The organism is Octadecabacter dasysiphoniae (assembly GCF_021532615.1).
GTDB lineage: Bacteria > Pseudomonadota > Alphaproteobacteria > Rhodobacterales > Rhodobacteraceae > Octadecabacter > Octadecabacter dasysiphoniae.
In genome coordinates this window covers 1,296,798-1,309,966 of the sequence record NZ_JAKGAQ010000001.1, presented here as the reverse complement: position 1 = coordinate 1,309,966, position 13,169 = coordinate 1,296,798, and the positions used below count along the sequence as shown (strand labels likewise).

Below are 13,169 nucleotides of genomic sequence, written 5' to 3'. Positions count from 1 at the left end.
TTGCATTTGTAAGATCACATATGACACCGCCGAACCGCATCCTTATCACTGGCGCACGCGCGCCCGTCGCGCTGCATCTGTGCCGCCTTTTGGCAAGCGATACGTGTCAGATTTTCCTCGCGGATACTTATGACGCGCCCCTTAGCAAAGCGAGTAATCGCCACAGCGGTTACATCAAACTGCCCCCGCCGCGCTATGATCTTGCAGGGTATGGCGCTGCATTGGCCAAGGCCGTCGCGGCGCATAAAATTGATCTGATCATCCCAACCAGCGAAGAGGTGTTTTTCCTCGCTATTCTGGCGGAACGTGGCGCGCTGACAGCACCGCTATTGGCGCCAGACATTTCCAAATTGGCGGCGGTGCACGATAAATTCCGATTCATAGAACTGGCCCGAAGCTACGGTTTGAATGTTCCTGTAACCACATTGATCACGTGCGCCGAAGATTTGTTCAAAACCGATCCAACTGCGACCGTCTACAAACCCGTATGGTCGCGCTTCGCCAGTGCGGTCTTGATTAAACCAAATGCCAAAAACTTGGGCAAATTAAACCCGACCGCCCACAATCCTTGGGTCGCGCAGCAATTCATCGAAGGTAATGAAATCAGCGTCTATGCTGTAGCGCGTAACGGAAAGCTCGTGACCTATTCGGCCTATCAATCGGTGTTTAGGGCTGGCAAGGGGGCAGGTGTATGTTTTGCACCTTTACGCGACAGAGCTGTGCAGGACTGGGTGTCTCATTTTATCGAGGCATCCGGTTGGAACGGACAGATTTCGTTCGATATGATCCGCCAAACTGACGGATCTGTTCTTCCTCTCGAATGTAATCCACGCGCGACCAGCGGTCTGCATTTTTTCACGGACACGACGGCGTTTCCCCATGGGCTTTGGGCGGGTACAACGCTGACGCCGGACGTTACCAGCCAGCTTGCGTCGCGCCTTGCGCTGTGGGTCTACGGATTACCGCAGGCGATCAAGACAGGGCAGTTGAGCGCGTTCAAAAACAGCCTGCGCCATGCGGGCGAAATCCTTGATTGGCCCGATGACCACGCCCCCGTCAAAGCCCAGTTTCGAGCCCTGCGCGAGATTATCAAAATCGCGATTAAACAACGGATTTCCCTGCAACAAGCCTCAACTCGTGACATCGAATGGAACGGGCCGGACGCAGATTAAAGTTCAATCGTGTGATGGCGCGGCGCGTCCGCAGCCGTCGGGCGTTCGCCTGCCAAGATCAGTTCCATATCGGTACGCAAAAAATCCAATGGCCCATTGATGATTTTGCTGTCCGGGGCAAAGCGCGCGTTATTCTGCGCGGATTTCAGCACCCGTTGGTCCTGCGCCAATGCAAAATGCATCATCGGCTTGAACAACAGTGATTTTGCCCATGTGATCACGCCGTGATCAGGCGCCATGATCCAGCCAACCCCGTTCACCGTTTCAACGTCTGCGGTATTGAGGTGAAAGGCCGTCGCGATGGTCATTTCCTTGGGTCCCCAATATTCAAGCTCAACAATGCCGGGGGAGCGGAACCGCCCGATGGTCTTTGTGCGTTCCCCGTCCAGAAGGCGCGAAATCAGGCCGTCCTGACGGTCTTCGCCCGTGTAACAAGCCTCAACCCAATCCTTCCCACCAGTGATGGTCACATCAACGTTGTAGCGTTTGGCCGAAAACCCGCGCAACAGACCTTTGTGGGTGAAATGTGTGTGGGCCACATCCAGAATGTTCTCAGCCGCATCAATCAACGTGGACGCGCTTGAACTGTGCACGTGACGCAGGGCGATTTTTTGCCCGATCATGCAATGCACATAAGGTGGCGCGTCGGGCGTGCCGTTTGAAATGAAAATCGCGCCGTCCTGTTCCAAAGCTTGGTATCTTTTTACGCGGTAGCGGGGCACGTCCCCCAGATGGCCGGGAATGGCGCTGCACTGGCCGTCACCGCCAAAACGCCAGCCATGATAGGGGCATTCGATATCACCCTGCACAACACGCCCTTTGGACAATTCGACACGGCGATGAGGGCACCGATCCACCAACGCGGCAATCCCGGATTTGCCCCGAAACAACACCACTGGTTCGCCTTCGTGCAAAATACGAACGGGCTTTGTGCGCACTTCGCGCGACAGGGCAACCGCGTGCCATGCATCTTTTGACGTGTTCATGTTTCGAACCTTTTGACGATTGGGATCGCGAAAACGCGGGTCGCTAATTCCAGTATCACCGTCGCAGCCCGCATGTGCCATGGGCGATGCGCAACATAGACGGCGGTGTATTCGATTGCCGCACTGGCCCCGCGGTTGCGTTTGAACGCGGCGGACCCCGCGCTCATGTTGTAATCCAACCCGCGCGTCTTGGCATGATCGCGCCCGATCTGCATCAACATGCGGTAAATACCTTCGTTTTGCGGGCGCGCAATGTCATATCCGACGAACGGTTGGGTGAGGGTGCGCGCACTTTCAAACAATCCGGTAAATCCGACGATCTGGCCATCCGCATCACGCAGCGCAACCATCGTCATAACGCCGCGTACCTGCAATTCACGCAGAAAGGCGGCGGTGTAATGCGGGTTCAAGGTTGTATATTTATCAAGGTACAACGCGCGATAAAGGGCGGCGCATTGTTCAAAATCACCTTGTGAAAACGCCTTACCCTCAGCCACCTTGAGCTGTGTTTCTTCCAATAATTTGGCGTCACGTTTGACATCGCGCGATACATGATGTGCATCGTTTGCCAACAGGTAAATCTGGCGCGCGGCCAACAATTTGAATCCCGCAGCGCGTAACACTTTCATCGCGTCGACGTCCCACACATCATTCAAAGACCGCATGACAATCGCGCGGGTAGGGTGCGTCGCAAGGCAACTGGCCTTGATCGCCTCTACCAGCTCCAAGTTCAGATCAGGGCTGGGGTTGGTTGAGACAAACCAGTTATTCACTTGTACTTGGCCATCTAACCCAGTCGCGCGCACCAAGGGCGCACATGCCTTAATGCCAACGCGGGTCAGCACCTTTGCTATGCGCGATAGATTGAGCGCCTCAACTTCGGCCAGGGCATAATCGATATATGCCGTCGACGGGCTACACAGATAGCAGTTCGCGCCTTCGGTCGGGTCAGACACGGTGGTGGGGAACACAATTTCCCCAACGGTCATCACCCCGACTGTCGCGCGTGCATCGCAGATCAAGTCCTCAATTGGGTGGTCTTCAAAAATTGCCGCGAAATCGGCGGCCTGTTTGGCGTCAATGACCTTTGCTGGTTCACCCATCCTTGGATACCCGCCGTTCAACGCGCCGCAATTTCTGATTTGTTTGTAAGGGTAGGTCGATCTGTTCCAAAACGACCTGTGCACTGGTTCTAAATCGTTCAAGCAGCGCTTGAACCGCATGGCACGCCTTCTGCGCGGTTTGCGACGTCACAGACGGCGGCAACCGCAACACCACCCGATCGTTGGACATCTGGATCAGGCGGAAATCCGTGATCATCCGGTCCGCATCCAGAACGGCATTGCGCATCACATCCGGCGTGATCTGTACAGCGCCATCAAACACAAAAACATCATCCATCCGGCCCACGATCTCTGCGACGGGCTGCAAAGGTGATCCGCAGGGGCAAGGCGTATCTGACAACCGCAACACATCATTCATGCGATAACGGGCCATAATCTGCGTGTCGCGGCGAAAACTGGTGATCAAAGGTGATACCAGCCCGTCGCCCAAAGATTCATATTCGAACGCGACCGAATCTTCCGCCAAATGCAATGTTCCATGCGCGCAACTGACGGCCAACAACCCTTCGGTTGCCATGTAAATCTGGCGGATCGGGTGATCAAAGAACGCGTTTGCAATCCATTCGTCCACGCGGTCCAGCGTTTCAGCAGCAGAGAACACACGAACCGGGCGGATCGCATAATTATGCTGCGCAAAATAGCGCAGCATTTTGGGGGGCGCGACAATGACAGTCGGGTCAAACTGTTCTAGATCCGCGCGCCAATCCTGTGGCGGTTCTAATACGGAAAACGTGCGCAACTTGATAAAAGACAGCCGATTTGCATTGCCATAAAGGCCTGTGTCCTGCGGCAGAATGATCGCGACCCGTTGGGGTTTCCACATCAGATCAGCCATGGTTTTGGCGACAATCGCGCCCAGCCATCGATGTTTTTCACGCTCAGAAACCACGAACAGCCCGCGGTTTCCGCTGGTTCCGGTACTGGCCCCGACTGTCAGATCGCCATGTTGACCGCCAGATTTCAAAACCTCCCAAGCTGCGTCAGCTGTTAGGCCATGCGTGTTGAATTGATCAAAATGCGCCATCAACGTCGCTTTGTCGTTCACGGGAAGGTCAGACAACTGCCCGTCGGCAATCTTGTAGAACCCAACCTTAGGCAGGCGTTTTTTCAGCCACGTCCGTACGGCGCGGTTTTGCCAGCGTTCAAACCCACCGCGCGACTGGCCCGCCCGCGATCGCCACCGGGTGATGACAAAAGACTGTATCGCCTCAATGGGGCCAATCATTCCGGCGGACCCTGATAGTCAAACGGGCCATCTTCGGGATCGTGGCAGAACACAACATCTTTGCCTTGCGCGATCTGCTGTGCCACCAAATCGCTCGATCGTTTGTACGCGCCAAAGTCATCCATAATCAAACGCGCAGGATACCCGACCGTGCGGTGTTCAACAGCCGCCTTGCGCAGCCATTGCGCATCGACGGCGTAAAACACAGGTCTTGGCGCTGTATTGATCCAAACACCAAAATGTCCAACTGCATGGCCAGGCAAGGCGACGGTAATCAGACTGCCATCCCCGAAAACATCACGCCCCATGGCGGTATCAGGACAGGACCCAAGCGGAACCATCCTGTCCTTAAAATCATCCGGCAAGAGTTCGTCGAACACTCCGTGACGCAGATTGGCCACCGCAGAGGCCGACGACACATGCGCCCACGCATCACCATCCACCACAAAGCGCGCATTGGGAAAATCACGCAGACCCGATACATGATCGGCATGGAAGTGGGTCACGATAATTGTTTTGACGTCTTCGGGTTTGCAACCAAGGGCCGCAAGCACCGCTGTCGGCTGGCCAACAGGGTTCAGAACGGGCCCCAGTATCCGTGAATACAGGCGCAGGGCCGCACTGCGCCGCGATCCAATCAGCGCATGCGACGTATACCCCGTGTCAATCAGGACAGGCCCGTGTTCCGGATGAAGGATCACACCATATCTGACCTTCAAGCGCACAGATTTAAGCCGCCCACGCGCAATGATGAACTTCTCTAGCGCCGGAACCCACGCGCTGTTGGGGAACAGGGCTTTCACGACATCCCCTCAAACGTGCGCGCAAGACCTTCTTTGAAACGTACCTTTGGGGACCAGCCAAGATGTGTGCGGGCTTTGTGAATGTCCAAACTTTGACGATAGGCGAACAGGCCCAAACCGTACCGCGTGATCGCAGGTTCCGGCGCGCCTTTTCGCCAAGCGGCGATGGTTTCAGACGCGGCCGCCACGCCCATAGCAACACGGAGCGGAACTTTGCGCCAGCGTGGTGTTATGCCTGCCCTTTGACAAGCCTGATCAACGATGGCGCGCACGGGCAACATTTCTCCGCCAGAGACATTGTAGGCTTCCCCACAGGCGTCATCGGGCGCAGCCAACGCTGTGATGATCGCGTCGACAACGTCGCTCACGTAGGTCAAATCAATAGCTGCCTGACCACCGCGCAGCAGGGGCAGGGGGCGCTGATTGGCGGCTTGCAAAACACGCGGCAACAGCGCCGTGTCACCCGGGCCATAAATCCCGCGCGGGCGTAAGATGATTGAATGGTGCCCAAGCTGTTGCATCACCATGTCTTCGGCCATCGCTTTGGTTTGCGCGTAATGGTTCACAGGCGGCGGCAAAGGGTGGTTTTCCGCAATATCCAATTGATCCTGATAGGAAAAATACACGCTCGGGGTTGAAACATGGACGACCCTTTGCACCTGTTTTTTCCCCGCCAGATCAAGCAGATTGCCGGTGCCATCCACGTTGGCAGCCATAAAATCTTTGCGCGAGCCAAACGGGGCAGACAGGGCGGCACAATGCACGATGGCATCAATGTCAGGTACATCATTCGACGAAAAAGGCCGGGAAATATCGTGTTTCAAAACGGCGCACCCAAGTCCAGCAAGCTTGGCTTCATTGCGCCCAACAGCTACGATATCGATACCGCGCCGTGTCAGCTCTGCCACCACGTGCCCAGCCAAAAACCCGGTTGCCCCTGTCACCAATACCCGCTGAAACCGGCCTAGGTCTGCCATGCCACACCACCAAAAGACACACCCGCAGACGTGCCCAGAAACAGGATTTTTGCACCCTGTTGGATACGACCACCCTGCATGGCGTGATCCAGTGCAACGGGCAAAGACGCCGCAATCTGGTTGCCATACTCCGCAACGATATTGACGACCTTTTGCGGCGCAACGCCCACTTGTTTGATCATATGTGTCAATCCGGCGGGGCTTGCTTGATGGGGGACGATCACATCCACATCGTCCAACGACCAACCCGCCTTATCAAGCAAATCAGCCACAAAGCCTTTGAAATGACGCGAACTGAGGCGGAACAATTCCTTTCCATCCATCGCAAACCAAGCCTGTCGGGCGAATTCCTCCGGGTTGGTGTGATAGTCGATCCGCGTGCCGCCCGCACCGATGGAACAGGCGTCATAGGCCGACGGATAGGTGCGCATCTGCGCGGCCTTCAAACCGACCGAATCGTCGACCGATTTGCGCACAATCACCGCCCCCGCGCCGTCCCCGAAGAGGGCAGCGGTGCACGGGTCAGTCCGCCACGGCAACGCGCGTGACGCGATTTCAGAAGACACGATCAACGCGGTGCGGGCTTGTTGTGCACAGATCATACGCGTCGCCACCTCAAGCGCGGTCAGAAAGCTTAAGCAGGTGCTGTTCACATCAAAGGCTGCGGCAACCCCATCCGCCATCCCAAGGCGTGACATCACCAAAGGCGCGGTGCTGGGCAATGTCTGATAGGGCACAGCGCTGGCGGACAGGACCAGATCAATATCATTGACCCCAATGTCGGCAGCCCCAATTGCAGCGCGGGCGGCGTCACAGGCCATGTCAATCTGGCTTTCGCTGCTGCAATATCGGCGGCTTAAAACACCCGTCGTTTCTGCCTGTTTGGCCGCGTCATCGCCAAAGGTGTCACGCAGCTTTTGCGTCGTCCAGACAGTGTTCGGCAACGCTGCACCGGTTCCTATGATCGAGACTGAGGGCTGCACCGTGTTGATCTTTCATTGGGTCATGTCGAATTAAGGTAACGACTAAACCAAGCCTCACAACCGCGCAGATCGCAAAGGTATGGAATACCCCCGCTTTTGGCGGGGTGTCACTTTAGCCCTGCGTCCCGATCGTAACCTGCCCGCTATCATCAACACTGTAGCGGTGCGACAGGGCTTTCAAAACGTCAGGGTTTGGCGGGTCTGACTGCCACGCCATCATGGCCACCCCCAACATCCGTGGCATAATCATCGGCCATAATTCGCTATCTTGGGTGGTGAATTCCGACCAGAACGCACCCTGAACACCAATGATGCGGCCCACTAACGCAGGATCGGGCACGGGATCCCATGCAATTGTGTCGGGCAGGTCGACAAATGCCGCCCAACTGGCCCCCCAATCGTTTGGATCATCCGTATGGGCCATATCAAGGTAAACATGCTGCGCGGGGGTCATGACCACGTCATATCCAGCGCGTGCGGCATCCAGTCCGGGGCCTTGGCCTGTCCAGCTGAACAGGGTCGCGTTGTTGCCGATCCCGCCGTTTGACCCTTGCGCGGCCTCTTCCCATGCAGCGGGGCGTTTGCCTTTGCGGGCGGTGTAGGCGGCAAGTTTTTCAATCGTCCAGCCTTGCAAATCATGGGTGGTTTCCAGCCCGTGCTCCGCCATCAGGGCGCGGGCGCGGGGGCTGCTCATCCATGTGTCCTCGGCCAGTTCATCACACCCCAGATGCAGATGATCGAATGGGAACAGATCGCTTATTTCATCAATCATCGCTTCCCAAACCTGCCAGGATTTCGCCATTGCTGGGTTCATTGCGTTGCCCTGATATCCCTGCACGGACGTTTCCTGACCATTGTCACCAGGATCGCGCGTGTCGGGGTAAATCGCCGCAACGGCCAAGGCGTGGGCAGGCGTTTCTATCTCGGGCATGACTTCAATATTCAGTGCCGTGGCATGGGCGATGATGTCGCGCACGGTGTCTTTTGGGTATGACCCACCCTCACACGGTGACCCACCAAACAGGGCGGGCAAAAACTGGCCCTCCCCGCGCAACGCGGTTTTTGTCGCCAGTTCGGGCAGGGTATCAAGCTCAATGCGGAATGCTTCGTCGTCCGCAAAATGCCAGTGAAACCGGTTCAGCTTTAGCAAAGCCATCAGGTCCAGAAGGGCTGTGATGCTGGTCGGATCAAAGTAATGGCGCGCCGTGTCAAGGTGCTGACCGCGCCATTCAAAACGGGGCGTATCGGTGATGTCCCCGCACGGCAGCGGCCCGTGTTGTAGCAAGGTCAACAGCGTGATCCCTGCATAAAACTGCCCATCGTAACCGGATGCGCCAATGGTGATCCCGTCGCGTGCGATCGCGATAGAATAGGCGTCTTTGGGCAAATCCTGATGAACGAGCGTTACCGGATGTGACCCGCGAAACGACATCCCCTGACGATCCGCAAGGTCAGTGACAGCCCTCAGCGCGCCGCCTTGCACTTTGACCCCGTCAATATCCACAGTTTGCCCGGTTGGCACCCAACCGTCCGGCTGGGGAACAACCGACAGCCCCTCCAACGGGGCACTGTCACCGCGTGGTTTGGCCATGCGGCCCGCAGGTGTTGGCGGCAGCACAACAATATCCTCGCCATCGCGCAGATAGGGGCCAAGCGGCATCCACGCGCGGTTGGCGGGGGTGTAGCCGCCCGTGTAGCGCAGATGAAAAACGTGGGGGGCGTCAGCGGCCAAATCTGGTAGCGCAATTTCGGTGTAGCTGCCCAAAGACCGCGCCAACGTGCCGCCCAAAACGGGGGCCATGGGCGCCATACCCGAACAGCAGAACACCGCCCCCCTAAGGGTCCGATCGGGCGTCAATGTGCAAACCAGAAGATCACCCTCAATACGGCAGTCATAGTGCATGTCAGTCCAGCCTTAGTTCAGAAACAAAATCATATATATCAGACCGATAGATGCCGCTGGTGAATTCAATCGGGCGCCCTGACGCGAGGTAGGCCGTGCGCTCGATCTGAAGAACCGCCGCCCCTTCGGCAAGGTCAAGCAAGTCCGCAACAGGCGCGGTGGCGTTGACTGCAATCACCCGCTGTATCGCCCGTGTCGGTGCCGTCCCGCGGGCACGCAGCAATTCGTACAACGACAGGTCAATCTTGTCGGGGCGCGGCAAAACATCCTCGGGAAGGGATGAATATTCCAAGGCCATGGGCACACCGTCACCACTGCGCAAACGATTAATGCGCGCAACCTGATGATGCGGCGATAGGCCGAGGACCATCGCCTCTGTCGGGGTGGGGCGAAACAAACCTTTCAACAAAACGCGGCTGGCCGATGTGATCCCCCGTGCTTGCAGATTTTCGGTAAACGACACAAGCGACGACAACGATTGTTCAAACCGGTTGCTGCTGGCCCGCACAAACGATCCCGCGCCGTGGCGTTGTTCGATCAATCCATCCGCGACCAGTTCCGCGATGGCCTTGCGCACCGTGACGCGGCTGATTTGCGCACGATCCGCGATTTCACGCTCGGACGGCAGTTGGTCTTCTGCGGCCAGATCACCGGATGACACCAAACCCCGGATATGGCGGTGCAGCTGTTTGTAACGCGGCCCGCGTCCGTCGCGATACCACTGGGTCGGGTCAAGTTCGGCAATCAGATCAGTCATGGATCATCCTCGGATCAGGTATCTTGTGGTATCAATAAACAATACCAATGCAAGCCACTTTGACAACATGGCATTACGAAACACACCATAACTAGCTGTTATTGATGTAAATTTTATCGAAGATCAACTTTGGTACTAGACTGGTAGTAAAAGCCGAATTCTGCGGTAGGCTTTATGAAAGCGAATGATTCGAATGCGATTGTCGGGGGATAAATGGCAGATGTGACGCAACAAATTGGCCAAGGCACCTTTAAACCGAAGGCCAAGACATTGCCCGAAGCGGTGTTCGCATGGCTTCTTATTGGTCCTGCGATGTTGTTCATCGCCATCATTGTGGCCTGGCCGCTGGCCGAAACGATCCGCTTGTCTTTCATGGAGGCGGGACTGGGCGGCGAAGAATACGTCGGCCTTGCCAATTACCAAGACCTCGTTGAAAGCCGCAAATTCCATCAGACCATTGTGCGCACCTTCTACTGGATGTTCCTATCTGTGGGTCTGAAACTGGTCCTTGGGTTGATCGGCGCGACACTGCTGAATGCCGCCGTGCCCGGGCGCGCGCTGTTTCGCGTTTTGGTCATGCCGCCATGGATCATTCCCATGGCCATCGGGATGATCGGCTGGCTATGGCTTTACAACGGATATTTCGGGGTTTTGTCTGGATCGATGATGTCGCTGGGCATCACCGACGGCCCGTTCGAATTCCTCGCCTATAAACGATCCGCGTTTTATTCCGCAGTGGTTGCCGATGTCTGGGTCGGCACGCCCATGGTCACCCTGTTTTTCCTTGCCGCGATGCAGGGCGTCAGCCGCGATCTGTATGAGGCCGCGTGGGTTGACGGGGCAGGGCGGTGGTACCGGTTCCGCCGCATCACGATCCCGCAGATCATGCCCGTCATCGTGTCGATGTCACTGCTGTCGGCGATCTTCACGTTCAATTCGTTCGAGGTCATCTGGATCTTGACCGAAGGTGGCCCGCGCAGCGCCACCACAACCCTGATCATCGATACCTACAAAACCGCGATCAGCAATTTCAAATTCGGCGAAGGGTCCGCACGGGCGGTGATCATCGTGATCCTGCTGGGTGTGTTCGCGCTGTTGTACCTCAACGTGCTGAAATTCGTGAACCGCAAATACGGGACCAAATAGGATGATGGACAAGTATACAAAGTTACAGACGGTCGGGATTTACGCAGCACTCCTCGTGTTCCTGACGTTCATCCTGCTTCCATTCTTTGAAATGTTCATGGCGTCGCTGCGCCCCCTCGAACATTTGTTTCGCAGCCCCTACCAGTTCTGGTCGGACGATTTCAGTTTTCAGGCCTACAGCGACATGTGGGACACGGTCCCGCTGCTGGGGCGCTACATCTTCAACTCGGTCTTTATCGCCACTTCGGTGACCCTGATCACCATGGTGTTCGTGGTGCCCGCCGCCTACGCCTATGCGCGTCTAGATTTCCCTTTCAAAAATGCCTCCCTCGCGATTTTTCTTGGGGTGAACATGTTCACGGGCGCGGTTCTGTTGATCCCGCTTTACCGTGTGCTGCGCTCGCTCGGGTTGCTGAACACCTATTGGGCGATGATCGTGCCCGGTGTCGCATTCCTTATTCCGACAGGCATCTGGCTGTTGCGCAGTTACCTCGAAAAAATCCCGAAAGAGCTGGAAGAAGCGGCCTTTGTGGATGGTGCATCGCGTATGTACACGCTGCGCCGCGTGGTTTTGCCACTTGCCACACCGGGCCTGATCGTCGTGGGAACGGCCGTGTTCATCGGCGCCTATGCCCAGCAATTTCTGTTCGCAATCACGTTCAACCAACAGCGTGAACTGCAACCCCTGCCTGCCGGATTGTTCGAATTCATCGGCTATCAGGATGTGACGTGGAACCAGATGATGGCGGCTGCTTTGGTCGGTGTTTTGCCGGTCATGGTCATCTTTTTGTTTCTGCAAAAATACCTCGTCGCGGGCCTCACGGCGGGTGCGGTCAAAGAATAATGAAACGAAACTACCAACCAAGGGAGACTACAAAATGAAACTTATCAAACTCACCTGTGCTGCGGCCTTGCTGTCCAGCGGTGCGACTGTGGCGTTCGCCGACGGTCACGCACAAGAGCTGCATTTCATCATGTGCGGCGGCGAAGTTCGGGCTGCGGATCAGGCCGTTGTAGACCAATTCGAGGCCGACAATGACGGCGTCACCGTCAACCTTGAGGCCGTCCCATGGGGCACATGTCAGGACAAATCCCTGACATTGGCAGCCGCGGGCGATCCACCAAGCATCGCCTACATGGGGTCGCGCACATTGCGTCAACTGGCCAACAACGACCTGATCGTTCCGGCCAACATTCAGGATGATGTGATCTATCAGGACGGCGTTCTGAACACCGTTACGATTGAGGGCACGCAGTGGGGCTATCCGCATGCGTTCTCCACCAAAGCTCTTTATATCAACTGTGATATTGTCGAAGCCTCCGGTCAGGAATGTGTCGCGCCAACAACGTGGGACGAGATGTATGCGATGGCCGAAGGCGTTGTTGCAAACACCGACAGCGCAGGTGTCGGCCTTGCGGGCAAAGACTTCGACAACACGATGCACCAATTCCTGAACTACCTGTATTCCAACGGCGGCGTTGTGATTGACCCCGCCACAGGCGAATCCCAACTCGACAGTGCGCAAACCCGCGAAACGCTAGAATTCTACGGCAAGCTTGCGACTGTGTCCCAAGAAGGCCCGACCGCTTGGGAACGCGACCAGTTGAAAGACCTGTTCAACGACGGCCAAATCGCGATGTACGTTCAAGGCCCATGGGGCTACGGGCAGCACAACGAAGACATCAACCAGTTGGTTGCACCTGTTCCCGCTGGCCCGTCCGGCGTCAGCGGCACCATCCTCATCACGGACTCGATTGTTGTGTTCAAAGGGTCTGGCCACGAAGAACTGGCGCAGGAATTGGCACAGCGGATCACGTCGGGCGACAGCCAGTATGATCTGGACAGTTCATGGGGTTTGACGCCCATCCTTGATTATGCGGCGATGGGTAAAACCGATCTGTATTACGAAGATGGCATCTGGCCAAACTTCACAGCAACCATTTCCACCGGCGGGCCCGAACCGCTTTTGGAAGACTTCAAGTCGCTGCAATCTGTGTTCACCAACATGATCCAAGGCATCATTCTGGAAGACGACACAGTCGACAACCTTGTGACAATCGCGGGTGAAGAACTCGCCGACGCTCTCTAGGAT

The 13,169-nt window shown here is 56.4% G+C and carries 12 protein-coding genes; 4 read left to right on the top strand and 8 right to left on the bottom strand.

Features of this window, described 5'->3' with window-relative positions; genetic code table 11:
- The first annotated feature begins 20 nt into the window (after positions 1-20).
- Entirely contained in the window at positions 21-1,172 is a 1,152-nt protein-coding gene (locus L0664_RS06330; RefSeq protein WP_235224773.1) for an ATP-grasp domain-containing protein, read from the top strand.
- On the opposite strand, the gene L0664_RS06325 is transcribed toward L0664_RS06330, so the two are convergent.
- From L0664_RS06325 to L0664_RS06290, 8 genes are all read right to left on the bottom strand, one after another.
- Positions 1,169-2,158: a Rieske 2Fe-2S domain-containing protein gene (locus L0664_RS06325; RefSeq protein ID WP_235224772.1), complete on the bottom strand. Its 990-nt coding sequence runs from the start codon at positions 2,156-2,158 to the stop codon at positions 1,169-1,171. The genes L0664_RS06330 and L0664_RS06325 overlap by 4 nt on opposite strands.
- Positions 2,155-3,261 carry a GNAT family N-acetyltransferase gene (locus tag L0664_RS06320; protein ID WP_235224771.1) on the bottom strand — a complete coding sequence of 369 codons (1,107 nt, stop codon included), beginning with the start codon at positions 3,259-3,261 and terminating at the stop codon, positions 2,155-2,157. The genes L0664_RS06325 and L0664_RS06320 overlap by 4 nt, the downstream gene beginning before the upstream one ends.
- A complete protein-coding gene (locus L0664_RS06315) occupies positions 3,254-4,507 on the bottom strand; it encodes a F390 synthetase-related protein (RefSeq protein WP_235224770.1) in 1,254 nt (417 codons plus the stop codon). The genes L0664_RS06320 and L0664_RS06315 overlap by 8 nt, the downstream gene beginning before the upstream one ends.
- Complete coding sequence (locus tag L0664_RS06310; protein WP_235224769.1) at positions 4,504-5,310, bottom strand: MBL fold metallo-hydrolase; 807 nt, start codon at positions 5,308-5,310, stop codon at positions 4,504-4,506. Before L0664_RS06310 ends, L0664_RS06315 begins: the two co-directional genes overlap by 4 nt.
- On the bottom strand, positions 5,307-6,287 hold the full coding sequence (locus tag L0664_RS06305; RefSeq protein WP_235224768.1) for an NAD-dependent epimerase/dehydratase family protein: 981 nt from the start codon (positions 6,285-6,287) through the stop codon (positions 5,307-5,309). The genes L0664_RS06310 and L0664_RS06305 overlap by 4 nt, the downstream gene beginning before the upstream one ends.
- The gene (locus tag L0664_RS06300; protein WP_235224767.1) at positions 6,275-7,270 is read right to left on the bottom strand and encodes a 3-oxoacyl-ACP synthase III family protein; all 996 of its coding nucleotides are present in this window, start codon (positions 7,268-7,270) and stop codon (positions 6,275-6,277) included. The genes L0664_RS06305 and L0664_RS06300 overlap by 13 nt, the downstream gene beginning before the upstream one ends.
- 112 nt (positions 7,271-7,382) lie before the next feature.
- Positions 7,383-9,173: a beta-N-acetylhexosaminidase gene (locus tag L0664_RS06295; protein WP_235224766.1), complete on the bottom strand. Its 1,791-nt coding sequence runs from the start codon at positions 9,171-9,173 to the stop codon at positions 7,383-7,385.
- 1 nt (position 9,174) lies between these two features.
- A complete protein-coding gene (locus L0664_RS06290; RefSeq protein ID WP_235224765.1) occupies positions 9,175-9,930 on the bottom strand; it encodes a GntR family transcriptional regulator in 756 nt (251 codons plus the stop codon).
- A gap of 213 nt (positions 9,931-10,143) precedes the next feature.
- On the opposite strand from L0664_RS06290, the gene L0664_RS06285 reads away from it, so the two are divergent.
- The 3 genes from L0664_RS06285 to L0664_RS06275 are packed head-to-tail and all read left to right on the top strand — an operon-like array spanning position 10,144 to position 13,166.
- Positions 10,144-11,076 carry a carbohydrate ABC transporter permease gene (locus L0664_RS06285; RefSeq protein ID WP_235224764.1) on the top strand — a complete coding sequence of 311 codons (933 nt, stop codon included), beginning with the start codon at positions 10,144-10,146 and terminating at the stop codon, positions 11,074-11,076.
- Position 11,077: 1 nt separating this feature from the next.
- Positions 11,078-11,920 carry a carbohydrate ABC transporter permease gene (locus L0664_RS06280; RefSeq protein WP_235224763.1) on the top strand — a complete coding sequence of 281 codons (843 nt, stop codon included), beginning with the start codon at positions 11,078-11,080 and terminating at the stop codon, positions 11,918-11,920.
- A 34-nt stretch (positions 11,921-11,954) separates the two neighbouring features.
- Positions 11,955-13,166 (top strand): ABC transporter substrate-binding protein, encoded by a 1,212-nt coding sequence (locus L0664_RS06275; protein WP_235224762.1) that lies wholly within the window; start codon positions 11,955-11,957, stop codon positions 13,164-13,166.
- Positions 13,167-13,169: the final 3 nt, after the last annotated feature.